The 19,268-nt window shown below is 37.7% G+C and carries 17 protein-coding genes and 1 other RNA gene; 6 read left to right on the forward strand and 12 right to left on the reverse strand.

Going from position 1 to position 19,268, the window contains the following annotated elements; genetic code table 11:
• Positions 1–97: 97 nt before the first annotated feature.
• The 4 genes from TR08_RS06750 to TR08_RS06765 all read right to left on the reverse strand — a co-directional run bounded on the left by TR08_RS06750 (position 98) and on the right by TR08_RS06765 (position 5,644).
• The gene (locus tag TR08_RS06750; protein WP_045516834.1) at positions 98–1,006 is read right to left on the reverse strand and encodes a DMT family transporter; all 909 of its coding nucleotides are present in this window, start codon (positions 1,004–1,006) and stop codon (positions 98–100) included.
• A gap of 62 nt (positions 1,007–1,068) precedes the next feature.
• Positions 1,069–2,571, reverse strand: a complete 1,503-nt coding sequence (locus tag TR08_RS06755; RefSeq protein ID WP_045516855.1) for a carboxypeptidase M32 — start codon at positions 2,569–2,571, stop codon at positions 1,069–1,071.
• A 179-nt stretch (positions 2,572–2,750) separates the two neighbouring features.
• Complete coding sequence (locus TR08_RS06760) at positions 2,751–2,984, reverse strand: DUF2249 domain-containing protein (protein WP_045516836.1); 234 nt, start codon at positions 2,982–2,984, stop codon at positions 2,751–2,753.
• A gap of 296 nt (positions 2,985–3,280) precedes the next feature.
• Entirely contained in the window at positions 3,281–5,644 is a 2,364-nt protein-coding gene (locus TR08_RS06765; RefSeq protein WP_045516857.1) for a nitric-oxide reductase large subunit, read from the reverse strand.
• A 214-nt stretch (positions 5,645–5,858) separates the two neighbouring features.
• Here TR08_RS06765 and TR08_RS06770 point away from each other — a divergent pair, with 214 nt between their 5' ends.
• The 5 genes from TR08_RS06770 to TR08_RS06790 are packed head-to-tail and all read left to right on the forward strand — an operon-like array spanning position 5,859 to position 8,604.
• Entirely contained in the window at positions 5,859–6,551 is a 693-nt protein-coding gene (locus TR08_RS06770) for a Crp/Fnr family transcriptional regulator (RefSeq protein WP_045516837.1), read from the forward strand.
• Between the two features lie 22 nt (positions 6,552–6,573).
• The gene (locus tag TR08_RS06775; protein ID WP_045516838.1) at positions 6,574–6,807 is read left to right on the forward strand and encodes a DUF2249 domain-containing protein; all 234 of its coding nucleotides are present in this window, start codon (positions 6,574–6,576) and stop codon (positions 6,805–6,807) included.
• Positions 6,808–6,825: 18 nt separating this feature from the next.
• Complete coding sequence (locus tag TR08_RS06780; protein WP_045516839.1) at positions 6,826–7,032, forward strand: DUF2249 domain-containing protein; 207 nt, start codon at positions 6,826–6,828, stop codon at positions 7,030–7,032.
• A 14-nt stretch (positions 7,033–7,046) separates the two neighbouring features.
• On the forward strand, positions 7,047–8,291 hold the full coding sequence (locus TR08_RS06785) for a hypothetical protein (RefSeq protein ID WP_045516840.1): 1,245 nt from the start codon (positions 7,047–7,049) through the stop codon (positions 8,289–8,291).
• A gap of 13 nt (positions 8,292–8,304) precedes the next feature.
• A complete protein-coding gene (locus tag TR08_RS06790; RefSeq protein WP_045516841.1) occupies positions 8,305–8,604 on the forward strand; it encodes a metal-sulfur cluster assembly factor in 300 nt (99 codons plus the stop codon).
• Positions 8,605–8,643: 39 nt separating this feature from the next.
• Here the strand turns inward: TR08_RS06790 and TR08_RS06795 are convergent, their stop codons facing one another.
• The 8 genes from TR08_RS06795 to TR08_RS06825 all read right to left on the reverse strand — a co-directional run bounded on the left by TR08_RS06795 (position 8,644) and on the right by TR08_RS06825 (position 18,098).
• Positions 8,644–10,569, reverse strand: coding sequence for an ATP-dependent DNA helicase (locus TR08_RS06795; RefSeq protein ID WP_045516842.1), 1,926 nt, complete (start codon positions 10,567–10,569; stop codon positions 8,644–8,646).
• Positions 10,570–10,635: 66 nt separating this feature from the next.
• Entirely contained in the window at positions 10,636–11,778 is a 1,143-nt protein-coding gene (locus TR08_RS06800) for a THUMP domain-containing class I SAM-dependent RNA methyltransferase (RefSeq protein ID WP_045516843.1), read from the reverse strand.
• A gap of 170 nt (positions 11,779–11,948) precedes the next feature.
• An RNA gene (gene rnpB / locus TR08_RS30830) (RNase P RNA component class B) lies at positions 11,949–12,353 on the reverse strand.
• An 80-nt stretch (positions 12,354–12,433) separates the two neighbouring features.
• Positions 12,434–12,736 (reverse strand): cell division regulator GpsB, encoded by a 303-nt coding sequence (gene gpsB, locus TR08_RS06805; protein WP_045516845.1) that lies wholly within the window; start codon positions 12,734–12,736, stop codon positions 12,434–12,436.
• Positions 12,737–13,030: 294 nt separating this feature from the next.
• A complete protein-coding gene (locus TR08_RS06810) occupies positions 13,031–13,588 on the reverse strand; it encodes a DUF1273 domain-containing protein (RefSeq protein ID WP_045516859.1) in 558 nt (185 codons plus the stop codon).
• A gap of 100 nt (positions 13,589–13,688) precedes the next feature.
• Positions 13,689–14,093 (reverse strand): CotD family spore coat protein, encoded by a 405-nt coding sequence (locus tag TR08_RS30835; RefSeq protein WP_081954382.1) that lies wholly within the window; start codon positions 14,091–14,093, stop codon positions 13,689–13,691.
• Between the two features lie 457 nt (positions 14,094–14,550).
• Positions 14,551–15,804, reverse strand: a complete 1,254-nt coding sequence (locus tag TR08_RS06820) for a ribonuclease H-like domain-containing protein (RefSeq protein ID WP_045516849.1) — start codon at positions 15,802–15,804, stop codon at positions 14,551–14,553.
• Between the two features lie 17 nt (positions 15,805–15,821).
• A complete protein-coding gene (locus tag TR08_RS06825) occupies positions 15,822–18,098 on the reverse strand; it encodes a DEAD/DEAH box helicase (RefSeq protein WP_045516851.1) in 2,277 nt (758 codons plus the stop codon).
• Positions 18,099–18,219: 121 nt separating this feature from the next.
• Here TR08_RS06825 and TR08_RS06830 point away from each other — a divergent pair, with 121 nt between their 5' ends.
• Positions 18,220–18,918: a Crp/Fnr family transcriptional regulator gene (locus tag TR08_RS06830; protein WP_045516853.1), complete on the forward strand. Its 699-nt coding sequence runs from the start codon at positions 18,220–18,222 to the stop codon at positions 18,916–18,918.
• Positions 18,919–19,268 lie beyond the last annotated feature (350 nt).

Consider the following 19,268-nt stretch of genomic DNA (forward strand, 5'->3'; position numbering starts at 1 on the left):
CTACCTGTCAGCTATACATTTCCGCCACAACGGCATGTTAGGGACTTTCACCCATTAGAGCGAAGCGCTGCCAAGCGCACACAAGAAAAGGCTTCATTTATACTGAAGCCTTTTTTTGTTTATTTATAAAAGTTTTTTTCGGCAAATTTATCAGAATAACCGATAATAGAATAATAGCAGTTCCAACAAATTGTAGAACCCCAAAGTTTTCATTATATAGGAAGACACTTAGTAACGTAGCAGCGACAGGCTCCACAGTCGCAATAATAGATGCTTTGCTGCTCTCCATTTTTTCTAGTCCCTTTGTATATAATAAGTAAGCTATAACTGTTGGAAATAATCCCAAACCTAATCCATAAATGATGACTTCCCCGGTTCCTAAAATACTTCCTTTTTCAAAAAGATCTGTAAATAGAAGCAATGTGATAGCAGCAACTAAGAACGTGTAAAAAGTAACAGTGAATGGGCGGTATTTTGCTAACGCAAATTTACCGAATATACTGTATAAAGCGTAACCGAAGCCTGCACCTAATCCTGTTAGAATTCCAACAAGATTCATTGATGGTGTATCCTTTAAACTTACTCCAACAATTAAAACACAGCCTATCAAAGTCCCAATGACTGAAATAATTTTCCTTCTATCCATACTTTCTTTTAAAAATAGATAAGAAAGTATAACTACAAATGTAGGAGCAGTATAAAGTAAAATAACAGAAAACGATAGACTCAATTGGTTTATAGAAGTAAAATAACACCAATTAAATAGTACAATGCTGAAAATCCCCGTTCCAATAAAGTATTTACTATCTGCCAAATGTATTTTCATTTGTCCTGGATATTTTGTAATACCGATAATCCCTAGCAATAAAACGGCTGTTACTACTCTCAAGGTAACGATTTCCATTGAAGTAAAACCTAAAGCTGCTAGTTTTCTAACAAATATGGCTATGATTCCCCACAAAGCCGCACTTATTGCAATTAAAATAATTGGACCCATTTTCCCCATCGCACACACACCTTATTGAAATAAAGAAGAAGGGAATGTTATTTCCCTTCCTTTGCCTTCTATTAATTTAGTTGATATACCTTGCCATATTTCTCGTACAAATAATCGATTAGGTATTGAGCATTTAAGCCTTCCCCTGTTACATCATGAAGGATTTCTAACGGTTTCTTCTTCTTACCATATTGGTGGATGTTTTTCGTCAGCCATTCTTTGATTGGCAGTAAATTACCTTCCTCTAACAGTTTCTCGAAGTTTGGCAGATCCTTTAGCATCTTATTCTTAAACTGAGCAGCGTACATGTACCCTAGAGCATAGGACGGGAAATATCCAAAGCTGCCCCCTGCCCAGTGAACATCCTGCAGTACGCCTTTCGCATCATTCTCTGGTGTAATCCCTAAATATTCTTCATATAATTCATTCCAAACCTTCGGGAGATCCTTCACCTCAAGCTCACCGTTAAATAGACCTTTTTCAATTTCATAGCGAATAATAATATGGAGAGGATATGTTAATTCATCCGCTTCGATTCTAATCAGCGACGGCTTAGATTCATTTATTCCACGGTAAAAGTCTTCAATTGTAACATCATCAAACTGACCAGTAGCATATGTCTTCAATAATTCATAGTTATTTTTCCAAAAAGAAAAGCTGCGACCAACAATATTTTCGTAGAAAAGCGATTGAGATTCGTGAATCCCCATTGATGTTCCTGTACATAATGGTGTGCCAATCAAGTCTTTTGAAATATTTTGTTCATATAACGCGTGACCGCCTTCGTGAATCGTACCAAAAACAGCTGTGCGGAAATCCTGTTCATCATAATTAGTTGTGACCCGCACATCTCCTGGATTTAAGCCAGTAGCAAAGGGATGCACTGTTTCATCTAGTCTGCCGGCATCTAAGTTATAGCCCATTTTTGCAAGTATTTCTAAACTTAATGCCCGCTGGTTATCCTTTTTAAAGGTTTTAAAAAGAAATTCTGTTTTAGGCTTATTAGGTGAGTCAGCAATTTGTTTGACCAACGGTACTATTTTCTCCCTTAAATCTCCAAATACTTGATCAAGGACTTCTACTGTCATCCCAGGTTCGTATAAATCTAGTAAGGCATCGTATTGATTTCCTTGATGCCCCCAATAATTGATGAAACGTTTTGTCATTTCTACCAGCTTCTCTAGATAAGGTCTGAACAATTCAAAATCTGACGTTTCCTTTGCTTGTTCCCAAACAGATTCTGCCTTGGACTGGAGGATGACATATTCCTTGTATTCTTCCGCAGGAATCTTTTTGTTGCGTTCGTATTCTTTTTTACATTCCTCAAGAATTTTCGCTGTCTTTTCGGATATATTATTTTTCGAAAGAGTTGCTATGTATGCTGCCATATCTTCAGAAGTGGACATTTTAAAAACCTCTGATGAAAGCATGCCAATTACTTCAGACCGCTGATCCACTCCCTGCTTTGGAGCCCCTGTCCTTAAATCCCAATAAATCAATCCCAGGGCTTCATTATAGGCACTCATTTTCTTAACGTATTCTAAAAACTTCTTCTCTACTTGCTCTGGAGTCATTCTCAAACTAAATCCCCCTTTTTACTAATCAATTGTATTTTATCATATTTTTCTGAAAATCTAGGGATAAAAAAACAACAGAAGATAAATTCTGTTGTAAAATAATTTTAGGGAAAGAGGATGTTTCCTGGAAAAACAAAGTAAAATGGTAAAGAGAGGTTAAGTATTCATTGAAATTATTACTTTTTACCGATTGATACTTTCCAAACTTCAGGACCTTCTTCAAGGTATTCCCAAGTAAATTGTTCAGGTCTTTCCATCATAAACTGATACTGTAGTGGTCTTGGGTCGTGGTCGTTCACGATCTGCATAAATTCTCCAGAATTTAATTCGTCAAAACCCCTAAAAATAGTTGAATGTTTTTCACGAGGTGGAAAATCTGGTACATGGATAATCGTTGCAAATGTTTGCATTATTTTCACTCCCTTAAATTTGTTAACTTCTCTCTTATTATAAAAAATAAGTCTACGTACCATAGTGCTGACCATCACACCTATAGGATGATTTTGCTATTAGTTACCGGAAGGAGAAGATAGAATGAAAGAATTGGTAGGCTATTGCACGTCATGCGCGAAAGAGATTTATTGTTTAGAAGGCTTCTTTAATGGCGTACAATCTGACGACCGAAAGATGTATTGCTTTGAATGCTACGAATCTAACCAGGAAAAAAATCCGCAAGATTAACCCTTGCGGATTTTTCAATTTATGATTAGTCTTCGTCCAACGCTAAATCTTTTACAGGAAGCTGCTCTTCTTCCTTATGTGTTGGCTTACGTAGATTGAAAAGTGCCTTTAAACTGAATGCAAGCAGCACAACAACACCAATTAAGAAAATTGTATCTGGAACAGCACGCCATGTTAAAATGCTTTGAACAATATCCTTTTGAAGGAATTCAACTGAACGGGAAGTTGCATAACCGTGATCATATGCTTCTTTTAATTGAATAATTCCTACCGGTAGTAACGATACGAATACCATTCCTGCAAGACCCACGTTTAGCGCAATACAGCTGATTTTAACCCATTTATCATTCCACGCCTCTGGTTTAACAATATTTCTTAATGAGTACAATAGTACCGCACAAGCGAACATACCGTATACACCCATCATCGAACCATGTCCATGTGCCGGAGTTAAGAATTGTCCGTGTTCTAAGAAACTTACAGCAGGTAGATTGATTAAGAAGCCCAATACCCCTGCTCCCACTAGATTCCAGATACCAACAGAGATCAAGAACCAAAATGTACCTTTATAAGGGAAGTTATTACCGCCATCTTTCATCACTTTATAATGCTCATAGGCTTCAAGGATTAAGAGTGTTAAAGGAATAACCTCTAGTGCAGAGAAAACAGCACCAAGTGCAATCCAAATTTCAGCTGAACCGTTGTAATAGTAATGGTGTCCAATACCGATTACTCCACTTCCTAATAGTAAAATTAATTGGAAGTAAAGTGCTTTTACAGTAGAGCTCTTTGTAACAAGTTTCATTTGAACCATTAAGAATCCAATAACAACGACTGCAAATACTTCAAAAATACCTTCTACCCATAAGTGAATAATCCACCAGCGCCAGTAATCAGCGAAGGTAAAGCTGGTATCAGGGTTAATTAACAATGCAAAGATGTAGAATGCTGGTACAGCGATTGCGGAGTAGAACAATAAGTGAATAAGTCCACCTTTATCACTTTCACGCTTTAGTCCACTTTTAAGTCCACGATAAACGATGAAGAGCCAAATGAGCATTCCTGCTATTAATATAATCTGCCATAAACGTCCCAACTCGATATATTCCCAGCCAGTGTGTCCGAGTAGGAACCAATTGTTTCCTAAATAGCCATTTGCCCCCAGCCACTGTCCAATCATACTTCCAACCACGAGAACAACTAATGCCCAGAATAAGATATCTACCAATAATCCTTGTTTTTTAGGCTCATAACCACCAACAAGCGGCGCTATATAAATACCCATTCCTAACCATGCGGTTGCAATCCAGAAAATCGCAAGCTGTAAATGATAACCTTTCGTGATATTGAATGGGAGAATATCATGAATCCACTTCATTCCAAAGAAGCTATCAGGTTCAATATAATAGTGCGCTAATAGTGCTCCGAGCATTGCTTGTACAAAGAATAAGGCGACAACGATGACAAAATACTTTCCAGTTTTTACTTGTGAAAGTGTCAGCGGAATTTTCTTCAAGTCAATTTGCGGGAAGCTTCCTTCCTTGTACGCCCTGTCCATATCTAGATGATAACGATAGAAAATCCATAATATAATACCAATAAAGAGTATTAATAGTGTTACACTTACCCCGCTCCATAGGATGGCAGAGAACGACATTTGATTTCCTGCGTCTTCATAATAAGGCCAGTTATTTGTATAAGTGATTTCATCACCTTGACGGACAGTGCTTGAAAGCCATGCAGTCCAGAAGAAGAAGTCAGAAATTTGTTCTATTTGATCACCTTCAGCAACATAGGCACGATCTTTTTCCGGCATATCTGATTCCTTGATCAGATTCTCCTTTAATCCCCATCCATCACCTTTAGTGAAAATTTCTTTATAGTATTCTCTTACTTTTTCAAGTCCAAAAGCTTGAGCATTTGTTAGTTCCATTGTATCTGTTCTGCTATCATAGCGATTTTCACGCATTTCTTTTTTAACATTATTTTTGATGATCGACTTCTCATCTTCAGTTAAGGAAGCATAATTGCTATCAAACTTTTCATTTGCTCGATAGTCTTGCATACCTTCCGTATAAATTTTCAAAGCCTCAGCTGTATAATCTGGACCCATATATGATCCGTGTCCTAAAACTGTTCCATAGTCCATTAAGCCATACTTTTGGAAGACTGCTTGTCCTCCCATAATCGTTTCTTTTGTAAAAAGCACTTCGCCTTTTTCATTTGTAATTTCTAAAGGTCTTGGCGCCTGTTCCTTAAAGATCCAATAGCCGCCAACCAACAAAACAGTGAAGCTAAGCAATATGGTAATAACTAAAATGGCTTTTAAAAGTGCATTTCTATTTGCCTTTACCACTTTGTTTATTTTTGTCCCCCGCTGTATTTCCATTTCTGTCATCCTTTCCTGTTTCAATACCTCGTATTTTAACGTTCCCAAGAAAGCTACAAAGTGAAACTCCTCATTCTTCGTCTGTGATATTCACCACACTCCATTGAGAATAATTTTCAAGAAATCTGTTATCTATGATGGAGGTCACATAATTGTTTTTCAATCACTGCTAAAATGAAAGTAATTAAGAATTACTAATACGAAGGTGATGTTAATGAGGCAAGAGGACATAAAAAAAAGATTATCAAATGTCCCTCTGTTCAAGGAATTATCAGATGAGGAGCTGGAGCCATTCATAAAAATTGCATTGTCTCGCTTTTATAAGCAGAAGATGTATGTATTTATGCAGGATGATCCGCTTGACCGAGTATTCTTTATCCATTCTGGAAAAATCAAAATCTATAAAACAGATTTTTCTGGGAAGGAACAAATTGTATCCGTTCTCGAACAGGGTGAGATGTTTCCACATGCCGGTTTTTTCCGGGAAGGAAACTTTCCAGCCCATGCGGAGGTTTTAGAAGAAGCAAATCTCGTTGTTATTCCAATCGACAAATTTGAAGAAACACTTATTTCCTATCCAGAACTCTGTATAAAGCTATTCAAAGTGTTAGGAGAGAAAATTGTTGACCTCCAAGGAAGATTAGAGGCACAGGTCCTTCATAATACCTTTGAACAAATTGTATTACTTCTAATTCGACTTTGTCAGTCAAATGGTGAACAAGTTGGCAGCAGGTTTCAGCTTACAACACAATTCACCAACCGCGAACTGGCCAATATGATTGGAACCTCAAGGGAAACAGTCAGCAGAACCATCAATCATTTAAAAAAGAAAAACTACATTAACCAGTGCGAAGATGGGTTCTATTTAATTGACCGCGAAGCACTGGAGCAAGAATTATTCAACTAAAAATGAAAAGGGGTTGTTCAAAGTGGAACAAAAAATTATTGAATTAGATGTTAGAGAAGATTTAAAGAATAAAATTGAACCTTTCCAAAAAATTATGGAAGCCATAAAAGAAGTGAAAGATAATGATATTTTTATCCTCCATGCTCCTTTCAAGCCGGTACCATTGTTTGCTGTATTAAAAGCAAAAGGCTTTACGCATGAAGCAGAGGAAATTGATGCTAAGCACTGGAAAGTTACTTTTACGAAGAATTCCTAGATAGAAAGGTGATCACAAATGATATTAGATAATCGAGGTTTAGAACCGCCACAGCCAATGATGAGGACTCTTACAGCCTTAGAAAATTTAGGTGAAGGTGAAGTACTAACCATCATTAATGATAGAAGACCGATGTTTCTTTATGAGCAGCTAGAGGAACTTGGCTACAAGCAGCGAACAGAACCACAAAACGACGGAAGTTTTAAAATTGTAATCTTCCGATAAGAAGGTGTAAACATATGCTTCCACTGTCTAAGGGGAATGAAACAAATATTAAGCTTCCTTTCTCATTTATTATTTTCAGTTTAATCGCTCTCGTCTTATCACAGATTCTAGTTCTAGTAAATGGACAAATGCTAGTCAATGGCAGCTTCCGCCTCCCAGCAATCTGGTCAGCCACACACATACTTGTCTTGGGCTGGGCGCTTATGGTGGCGATGGGAGCGATGTATCAGCTAGTACCAGTTGCTTTCTTAACGAAAATTTGGAATGAAAAATTTGGTTTTATCCAATTTATTGTTACTGCACTTGGAATTGCTTCGTTTTCGTGGATGTTATATGTCTCTCCACAAAACGCATTACTACCAGGAATTCTAATGCTGCTTGGGATCTTAATGTTTTTATTTCAAATGTTTATGACCTTAAGAACACAGGCTAAACCAAATATCTTGACAGTCTTTGTCGGGAGTGCGCTGGTTTGCTTATTCTTAACAATATTCCTGGGAATTACATTGATTTTTTCTCTTCAAACAGGCTTAGCTGCTGAATACTACCAAGCTATCTTTAAAAGCCATCTTTTAATGGGTGTAACAGGCTGGTTTACACTATTAATTTTCGGTTTTTCTTATAAGATGATTCCTATGTTTTCATTATCACACGGATTCTCAATGGTTCAGGCACGATATGTATATGGGTTATATATTTCTGGTCTTGTGATTACGCTAATTTCCTTTTATAGCAGTAATAGTATTCTTCTAAAAGCTGGATTCTTCTTCCTGTTAGCAGGTTTCTCTGTTTTCAGCTGGCATATCTCTATCATTATTAAAAAAAGGTTGAAGAAGAATCTTGATAAGTCGTTCTCATTTGCATTAGGGGCAATTGGCTTAGGTAATATTATCCACCTAGCAGCCTTCATCGGATTGTGGAGTGAGCAATTCTCAACCCTAATTGGTCCATTGGTATATCTTTATTTATTGCTATGGATTGTCCTAAGTATTATGGGATATTTATATAAAATCGTTCCATTCCTATGGTGGACTTATAAATACAGTAAGGAAATCGGGAAACAAGCCGTACCTTCCTTAAAAGATATGATGAATGAAAAAATAGTAGCTCCCCTCTTTACGTTATTCGTAGTTGCTGTATTAGCTGTCTTTCTTTCCATCATCTTTAAAACCATTCTTCTTTTTAATATTGGACAATTTGTATTATCTATTGTTTTAATCGCCATTGCCTTAAGTATTCTGAGCATTCTAAAAAAATAACGAGGTGTTTAGCATGAGCTTAAAAGAAAAAGTGTTAGAAGCATTAAAAAGTGTATATGATCCGGAGTTAAATATTAATGTTGTTGACCTAGGTTTAATTTATAATGTAGAAGTTACCGAGGAAGCGGATGTAGAAATTACAATGACGTTAACAACACCAGGATGTCCACTTCATGACAGCATAACAAGTGGAGTTCGCTACAGTGTTCAAGGAATTGAAGAAACAAGAAACGTTGAAGTTAATCTTGTCTGGGAACCAGCATGGTCACCTGAGAAAATGACTCCAGAGGGACTTCGATTATTAGGCAGATAAGGAAAAGAAAAGGTCAGCCCCGGCGGCTGACCTTTTCCTTTATACCTCTACTGCCTCTGTCGGGAGAACATCTTTAATCTTCTGTAATAACGCTGGTTCAATATCCTCATTTAGCATTATGTGAACAGTTCCACGATCATTTTCACTTCTAATTAATCGTCCGATTCCCTGTCTTAGCCTTAGCAGCATATAGGGTAAATCAACCTCTGCAAATGGGTCCTGAACCCCATTCCTCTTAGCCGTGAACACAGGATCATTCGGTGGAAATGGCAGTGAAAATATCATCACATTCTCTAATGATCTTCCAGGAATATCTAAGCCTTCCCATAGATGAATGGTGCAAAGAATCGCATGCTCCTCATTTTGAAACTTAGATACAAGCGTGCTAATTTCTTCGTCCCCTTCGAAGTAAACCGGGTAAGGAATGTTCCCTGAAAGCTTTTGTTTAAGGCTTTTTAATTCATTTTGATTGTTTAGAAGAATAAGTGCCCGACCCTCTGATTGAACAACCTTGCTTAGACAATAGTCTAGTTTATCCTCCAACGAGTTTTGATTGAATTTAGGCAGGAATACGTCCATTTTCTCTTGGTAATCAAAAGGTGAATCCACAGAAAAGGACAAATACTCTTTAATTCCCAAGCTATTGGTAATGTATTCAAACTTCTTTTCATTTGATAAGGTCGCAGATGAAAAGATAAACGGTTTCTTTTGGGAAAAGACCTCATCTCTCATGACTTCTTCTACCATTTTCGGCATGATAACAAGTGTCCGCTCATAGCCCTTTTCCTCGAACCAAGTAATCCCATTCATTTCTTTAAGGAACAGCGATAACGAGTAAGTTATTTGCTCTAAATATTCCTCAACAATTTTCAAGTCGTATTCATTTATCACGTACAATTCACTTTCAAAGACTAGCTCTTCTTCTATTGCTTGGAGCCTGTTTAACAGCTTTGTACCATATTGTATTAAAGAAGGATGCATGGTAATCATTTGTTTTTCTGATCCTTCTGATGGGACAGCATGCTGTGAAATAGCACTAAAGAACTTATCATTATCTAAAAGAGCTTCCTCTATGGTATATAACGTTTTTTCACGTACTTCATTTTCCATCAGCCTTGTTAGTAAGGTCTCTAGTGTAGAATCGGTAAAACGATAGCTTAACGCCTTCTGTGCTGCGTACTCAAGTAAATGTCCTTCATCAAAAACAACAGAAGAGTGTTCAGGCAATAACGGAAGTTGACCTTCCCGTTTTCGTGATTCTTTTGTCCAAACATGCTCCATATAAAAATCATGAGAGCAAATAATCAAGTCCTTTGCGTGTCGGTAAAAATCGCGATTTAGAGTTAGCCCGCAACGGTGTCTTTTTTCACAAGAAAAACAGTCCTGAACCATATCCCAGTTAATTTTCCCCCACGTATCATCGGACAATGAAGGATAATCCCGGCGGTCGCCATATCTTTCAAACTTTTGCATGGAGCCGTCACTATGGACAAAATCTGGTAATTCCTCATAAATTCCAGCAATATCATCGTTAAAATCTTCATGCCTAACATAATCAAGCTTTTTTAAGCAAAGGTATTGGTCCCTCGATTTTGCTAATCGGACATCAATATTGAGCCCAATTACTTTTTCGAGCTTTGCAATGTCACCTTCTTTTTTAACAAGCTGCTCAATCAATGTTTCATCCGCGCAAGCAATGATGGCTGGTCTATTAGTGTATCTGGCGTACATGATAGCGTAAAGTAAGTATACGATTGTTTTGCCGGTACCAACTCCCGCTTCAGCGAACATGACTTTTTTGTCTTTAAATGCCTTTTCCAGCTGGAAGGCCATAAAGATTTGTTCATCTCGTAATTCAAAGCCAGCTTCTGGTAAAATATCATAAAATAAGTCACCAATCCACTCACTTAGCTTGTCATAAAAGGATTCAGTTTTAGATACTACAAATGGAATACGGTCTTGCATATAACTCCTCCAATAAACGAATTAAATGGAGCCTTTTTCAATAGGCTCCAATTGTTCTATACAATACTATTCAATTGTACGGGGAGGTCTTTTTCCCCAATATTGATAAAGGTCTGTGCGAATGAAGCCATTAAACAGCTTTCGCTTTTTTGTAGCTGGTTTCCCATAAAATTGCTCGAACTCTTCATTTGAGGTCATGATATATATGGACCAGGTATCAAGCTTACTAAAAGCTTGTCCCATTTCCTTGTACATGTGCTCAACAGCTTTCTTCTCACCAAGTCTTTCCCCATATGGTGGATTTCCAACAATGACCCCATATTCTTTATTCGTTGATATATCTCTGACTTGCATTTGCTTATATTGAATGAGGTCGCCAAGACCAGCTTCAAAGGAATTTTCTTGAGCAATCTTCACCATTCGATGATCAATATCAGTCCCTGTTATATCAAGCGGCTGATCATAATTCGCCAAGTCCTCAGCTTCTGTTCGAGCTTCATCCCATACTTTTCCCGGAATCCAATTCCAATTTTCTGAAACAAATTCACGGTTAAAGCCAGGAGCAATATTTTGACCTATCATAGCAGCTTCAATTGGAATAGTACCAGAACCACAGAAAGGATCGATAAACGGCTTATTTGGATTCCAATTTGTCAGTGATACCAAAGCGGCAGCGAGGGTTTCCTTTAATGGTGCTTCCCCTTGATCGACACGATATCCTCGTTTATGGAGACCTTGACCACTGGTATCAATTGTTATCGTAGCAACGTCTTTTAACAATGCCACTTCAATTCGAAAATATGCACCAGTTTCTTCAAACCAGGAGGTACGCTTATAATGACTTTTCATTCGATCCACAACCGCTTTTTTTACAATAGCCTGGCAATCTGAAACACTAAATAGTTTTGATTTTACCGACTTTCCGGTAACAGGAAACTCAGCATCTTCCGGGAGGTACTTTTCCCATGGCAGTGCTTTCGTCTTCTCAAATAATTCATCAAAGGTATAGGCTTTAAATTCACCGACTTTTATTTTTACTCGGTCAGCCGTTCGAAGCCAAAGATTACTGCGAGCTATGGCTTGTTCATCACCTGTATAGATCACCTTGCCGTTTTCTACTTCACACTCATAACCGAGAGCGCGCACTTCTTTTGCGACTAATGCTTCCAGCCCCATCGCGGCGGTTGCAATTAATTGATATTTTCCCATTTCGTCCACCCTTAACTTTTTACCTTATTATGTATGAATATATGCTGGTCTATCATACCATTATAGACCAAAATCAGTAAGCCCATGCAAAAACAAAAATTCTCTAAAAGTAAAAAGACTCTCCTCATAAGGAGAGTCGATACCATTAACTTTATTTTACATTAATAACGTTCTGTAAGCCATGTTCTGTACCATAGTACTACAAACGACGTTACACGTCTCGTACTTAGGTGGTAATCATCTATCTACAGATTCGCAAAGAATCTGTCCTTCTCCTCGTTCAATTCCTCAGAGAAAGTGCCCCTACCATTATTTGGGTTTCTCGCTCGTGGGGTTTACCTCGTTCCACCCCTTTCATTTCTGAAAAGGCTCCGTCACTGTGGCACTTTTATAGGTATTCATACCATATCCGTAAGGACTTAGGTATTTTCCCGGCCGTCAGCCAAGCCAATGGCTCTAAGCTGCCCTAGCTTATGATTTCGCTAGGCACGAACACTACGAGCATCTCAGCTCGTGCGAGCATGGACTTTCCTCTACAATAGAACAATTGCTCCTTGCAGCGATTACCCGAACGTCATTAATGAGTACTTTTATATTATATGCATTTGTGTTTTATTAATCAATGGTTTTAAATAGGAAATCAAGGTACTATCTGTCAATCGTATAGCTTATTACCAAAAACATGCTTTTCAAGATTCGATAAACGCTTCAAGATATCAAAGTTCGTTGTACCTGCAGGCTGTGTTACTGGCTGTCTTCTAGATGTTTCTTCTAATTGCTTACGCAAGCGGAGATTTTCTTGCTGAAGATCTTCAACTTCCTGTTGGAACATTTCATAATCTTTGATAATTAAGTCCAAATACTTATCAACGTCTTCTTGCTTATACCCTCTGACACCGGTCTTAAATTCTTTTTCTAATATATCCTTAGCGGTTAATTTCACTTTATCGGTCACCATTCAATTTCACCTCAGTATTCGCCAATCATTACCTATTATTTTTTCAAAAATAAGTGATTTTGTCAATTTTTCTTTCTTATTACTATGTAAAGCCTATTTCTATAGCAAGCTGTGTTAACCTTGCATGTTGATTTGCGCTCCAGGCACTTCGCTTTCCGCGGGCGGTTCGGGGAGCCTCCTCGGCGCTTATGCGCCTGTGGGTCTCCCCTGCCCCGTCCTCCCGCAGGAGTCTTCGTGCCTTCCGCTCCAATCAACAGAGTGACAAAATAATAATTAGCTTTACACAGCCTCATTTTAAAAATCTAAACGTTTTAATTCTTCTTCTTCGACGATTTCTTGTAAATCATAAAATGTAATCAGCTGGATAGGATAAGAATGTTTGCTTTGATGTTGAACTGCCATTTCGTATATGTATCTTGGGCTTCCTTCTTTCTCATGATCATATAATAGGAGTAATGCGTCACTTTTTTCAATAAAAAATTGATTTTTTAAACGAAACTGCCAAGGTTTTTCATACCCTTTTTTCGTTACTGAATCGATGAAATCGGCTTGTGCAAGAATAGATTTATACCATTCCGTGTTGTTTTCACTCCATGATGCCTCTTGATCTTGAAATGGCGTAATTACAGCTAGCTTCACATCAGGAAATTCTGACTTTAGTTCAAAAACAACTTCTGCAGCCCAAAGCTCAACACCGAGTTGACCGCTGATTAATACCCACTCTAATCCATCTTCTATCATCGTATTTAGTGCTTTTTTTAAGGCAGCTTTAATAAACAAAACAGAAGGATGATCATTTTTAAAAATTCCTAATTCAAATGGTTTGTAACCTGATATGGCTAAAACTTTAATCAAGGTTATTCTCCTTTAATTGGCAGATGAGCACCATTTTTTTATAAACGTATCAAAATAAAACAAAAAAACAAGGGCAAAATTGCCCCTGTTTTTTTGATTATCCAAAGAAACGTCGCGGACGACGGTATTGACCTGGTCCCATACCCGGTCCCATCATGCCCGGTCCCATCATACCTGGTCCCATACCCGGTCCCATCATGCCTGGTCCCATATTTGGGGGCATGTTAGGTAAAGCATTACTCTGTGCTCCAGCAACTGCTGCTGGCAGAGGTGTTGGCACTGGAGGCATACCCCCTGGGCAACAGTTGATGTGCTGATTACAGCATTCTTCAGCGCAAGAAGCTGTAGTTGGACAATAGTGTTTATGCTGGAACATATGATGATTAATAGTTGTTAAATGTTTTGGGTGAATATGTGGTACCACTGTTGTTGAGAAAGTATGGTTAACGAATTGTTGAGTCGGATGAATGACTGGCGGCGCAAAATTAGTTCCAAGATACAATATAAGCTCTCCCTTCAATTTTATATTCTGTTTACATTAACAGCCTATGTTAGGAGGGAAATTCTTGTACTAAGGAAAATACCTATTTTTCATAATTATAATTAAGATAAACTTCAATTAGACAACAGTCTAGCTCAAGCGCCTAGTGATAGGAGTCTATATTTGACAGAATGGCGCTTTTGCTTTTTATAGCATCGAATATAAGTTATCTTTTAAACTTGAAAAAAGTACTGCAGTCAAACAAACGACAATAAAAAATAAATACAAGATTGCTTTATACATAGTATCTACCCCATTATTGCTTTATAGTCGCTTTTTACTCACAGTTTAATATTTTACATGTTTCAACTATAAGAAACAATATGATAAATTCATTTTAAATGTGAAATTTTTGTTACAAATAATCGAGGAATGACGAATTTATTTACTTAATTGAAATAATTGCCGAATTTTGCGCTTACCTGGGAAATTTAGCGAATTTCCCCTCCAAACGTTTCTTCCTCGTTTCAAGCTGTTGCTGAATTTTTTGCATTGGAGCTTTCGTTTCACCCACTATTTCCAAAGCCTTTAGGCAATAATCTAAGGCAAGTTCATAATCTTTTATTTTATGCTCATATATTTTAGCAGCTTCTATGCATGCTTCTTGACTAAGCGTGTCATTTCCGGCGTCAGCCACTTCTAAAAATAATGGTAAACTAATTTCCCAGTTTTGCTCTTTTTTAGACTGATAGGCTAACGTAAGCTTTGCTTGTAGAGAAGTAAAATCACTGCCCTCTACAAGCTTTGTCAATACCTTTGCAGCTTCGTCCTTTTCCCCGAGTGAAGCATACCAACGTCCGACTTCAAATGATTCTTTTCGTGTCTGGTTGTTATCCATACCACAAAGTTGAAAAGTTAGATGGGTATATAATGTAACAAGTGATAAAATATCGATTTCATTGTGCTTTATGATTCCAAGCATTCCATCAGGCTGTTTACTTTCAATGAAGTCAAAATAAATCATCGGAGCCAAATAACCCGGTATATCATCTTGTCGTTCTATACCTAAGACCTCTTTTTCGACCACTGCTAGCTTTAGACGGTCCAATTTATGTTTCCAAAGTCTTCTAGCAGCATGAAATAAATCAAAATGACCAAATGCGGGAAGCTTTGGTACATGATTCCTTACAAGTGTATGCCTGGTTTTTACCTGCGGCCAATCAAAGGATTTCCCATTATAGGTGACCAATGTTTTATAGTTTACCTTTTCCAGAAAGCTTTGATATAAAGGGACTTCAGCACCTGGATGCGGGAGAATATGCTGCCTTAACACAAGATTTTCACCGATAACACTCGCATAACCAAGTAAAAAAATCGTATTCCCTACGCCGCCGCCAAGTCCTGTCGTTTCTGTATCAAAGAAGAATAATTCGTCGGCACGGTGTCCTTCTGCTGATAACGGATGGCTAATAGGCTGTTTATTCCAAATATCAACAGCTGTTAAAAAATCATGAAAATGGTAATGTCCATGTTTTTGTGCCAACGGATATTTAATTTCACGAATCAGACAGTAATCCTGATCCAAAAAATAAGGGGTCACATTTTCACTTTCCCATTTAGGAAGGAAAGGGATCTCGACCCTCGCTGACTCGGGGGGAGTATTATTGTTTATTACTGCTGCTCCTCCAGAAATATGTGGTTTTAAACGATTCAATTTATTTTTCAATGACATTTCAGCACTTCCTCGTTTTAATTGGAAGGATTTAAAAACGCTTCGATTATTTTTAATGTATCACTTTTTGCGGTTTCACCCACGGTATCGGTTCCGATACATGATGGACAACCAGTTTGACATTTACAGTTATCAATCATTTTTTTCGTTTCTGAAAACACCACTGACAGACCAGAATGAATTTTCTCGCTTAAACCAATGCCGCCAGGATAACGGTCATAGAAGAATATGGTTGGCTTTTCATTATGATCTGCTTTAACCTGTGGAATCACATGAATATCTTGTGGATCTGCCATTACAAATAATGGTGCAATATGATTTAAAGCATGAGCAGTTCCAACGAGTCCCTGCTCTAATCGTTCATGTCCCATTTCTGAGAACGACTTATTTAACGAAATCCATGCCGCACTTGTGTGTAACTCTTCTTCGGGGAGATGTATAGGTCCTGAACCGATATTATCATGGGTCTCGAATTTAATTTTTTTAAAAATGGTGGCCATGGCGCGGACGCTCACATCCCCATAGCCAATCTCTGCATACTCCATTTTTTTAAGCTTGTCCTCTTCTAATACCTTCAGTTGTACTGCTAAATTGGCATCCGTAAAATAATCAACATCCACTTCCCGGACAAATGCCTTTTTTTCATCCCAATCAAGTTTTTCCACCTGAAATTGGGTTCCTTGATGGAGATATATCGCTTCATCATGCAGAAGAGTCATGGCTGAAAAGCGATCCATTTCCCCAATTACTTTTACATTAGCGACATCTGATTGGTCAACAATGATGACATTTTCCTGCGAAGCGGAGCGCAAACTAATATTATGAGCAGGAAAAGAATCGTTCATCCAAAACCATTTATCACCGTTCTGATACAGAATGCGTTCCTCTGTCAGATATTCAAGCAGCTCCTCCGTTCCAACTTCCCCAAACTGCTCACCAGCTTTAAAAGGAAGCTCGAAAGCAGCACATTTCATATGATCAATTAATATTATCAAGTTATCAGGATTAATCCTTGCGGTCTCAGGGCTTTTACTAAAAAAGTACTCAGGGTTCTGGATGATATATTGATCGAGTGGACTTGAACTAGCAACCATTATCACCAGGGCTTCACCGTGCCTTCTACCTGCTCTCCCTGCCTGCTGCCATGCACTAGAAATTGTTCCAGGATATCCAGTCATAATACATACCTGCAGCTGACCAATATCCACTCCCAGCTCAAGTGCATTTGTACTGACTACTCCGTAGATATCCCCAGAACGGAGACCTTTTTCGATTTTTCTTCTTTCTGTTGGTAAATAGCCTCCGCGATACCCCATGATCGATTTTGGACCTAATTGATTTTTAACTAATTCCTGGAGATAGGTTAAAATTATCTCTACTCGGACTCTGCTTCTAGCAAAGACAATCGTTTGAATTTTATTTTTTAACAATTCACCAGCGATTTTCCGGACCTCAAGTGTTGCACTTCTTCTTATATTTAAGGGCTTATTTACAATTGGCGGATTATAAAAAAGAAAGTGTTTGGTTCCACTTGGTGCTCCATTATTATCAATTAGGACCATCTTTTCTTCTGTTAAGTTCTCGGCTAGCTCGAGCGGATTTGCAATAGTTGCAGATGTACAGATAAAAACAGGGTTGCTGCCGTAGTAACGACAGATCCGTTTTAGCCTGCGAATCACATTAGCAACATGGCTTCCAAAAACACCTCGATACGTATGAAGCTCATCAATTACAACAAATTTGAGATTCTCAAAGAGAGAAACCCATTTCGTATGATGAGGCAGGATGGCTGAATGGAGCATATCTGGATTGGTTATGACAACATGTCCAGCTTTACGGACCTTTTGGCGAATGTTGGCCGGTGTATCGCCGTCATAGGTATAACTATTAATATTAATACCAGCAGCCTGGATAATTTCATTTATTTCACTCTTTTGGTCCTGCGCAAGAGCTTTAGTAGGAAACATATACAGAGACCTTGCGTTCGGGTTCGATAAAATGCTTTGTAAAACTGGCAAATTATAACACAGTGTTTTTCCTGAAGCAGTTGGAGTAACAGCTACAATACTATTTCCAGCCATGATATTCTCATACGCTGTTTTTTGGTGCGTATACAGCTTCTCTATTCCTTTACTTTTCAGAGACTCTCTTAATGCCATATGAAGATTATCTGGAAGAGACACAGTTTGAGCTTCCTTAGCTTCTAGTGTCTTCCAGGTAACTATATTTTCTTTAAAACTGTCATTTATTTTTAAATCAGCAAGAATTTCTTGCAGGTTTTTTTTCAATTTCATGGGATCACCTCATTACTACCATTATAGCGAATAAACGTTCGTAAATAAAAGCTAGTTAAATATTATTTATTTGTCTGTTACAATAGTATAAGGTATTTTATTTCGTCTGTGGAGGTGGAGCATGAGAATTGGAGAAATTAAGAAGGTGCTTTCTGAATTCATGCTTTTTAAGGAATTAGATGACTATGAATTAACAAAGATTGCTAATATTTCCATTGCAAGAGAATGGAAAAAGCAAAGTCATGTTTTTCATCAAGGTGATCCCTTAGAAAATGTTTATTTTATTTATGACGGAAAAATAAAGATATATAAAAGTGATATTCATGGAAAAGAACAAATTGTTGCCATTATGAAAAAGGGTGAAATGTTTCCTCATGTAGGTTTCTTTAGGAAAGGCGATTACCCTGCTTATGCTGAAGTTCTTGAACCATCAACACTTATCGCAGTCCCTATTTCTAAATTTGAAAGTGTTCTCATTGAATACCCTGAACTAAGTATTAAAGTATTTAAGGTACTAGGTGAAAAAATCGTGGATTTGCAAAACCGACTGGAAGAACAAATTCTAAACAATACATATGAGCAAATCATCAAACTCCTCATACGCCTTGGGCAAAAGCATGGGACGGAATTAGAGGATGGGACGATTCTGCTTAAGTCTGAGTTTACTAATCGTGATTTAGCCAGTATGATTGGAACCACTCGAGAAACCATCAGCAGAACGCTGACAAAAATGAAAAAGGACGAACACATCGAAGTGGATGATCAGGGAAATATGATCCTAGATATAGATGTCCTGCTTTCAGAAATTAATTTAATTTAAAAAACCGCAGCACTTTTAGTAACGGGTTCACTTCAGAGGTGCAAACAAACAATTCTCAAGACAAAACACACTGTATTTCACATAAAATCACAGTGTGTTTTTTTGTTATCATATAAGGTTTGATGGTGTATTTGTGTCTTATTCTCATCAGAATTCGCAAGGTAATCCTAAAGAGGTAAATAATTATTGAAGTGTATGCGAATTTGGAGTGATTTATGGTGATTTATAGTACATCAAGAGAAATGTCCTTCATAGAGCCAATGAAGGATAAAGTCCATATAATTGTGTAAAAAGAAAGAGTCATTTTAATCACTCTTGGCAACACTGTTTTCAGCGACGATAAACAATGA

Origin of the sequence: Neobacillus niacini (genome assembly GCF_000759675.1) — a bacterium.
In the GTDB taxonomy this organism is placed as follows: domain Bacteria; phylum Bacillota; class Bacilli; order Bacillales; family Cytobacillaceae; genus Neobacillus; species Neobacillus niacini_A.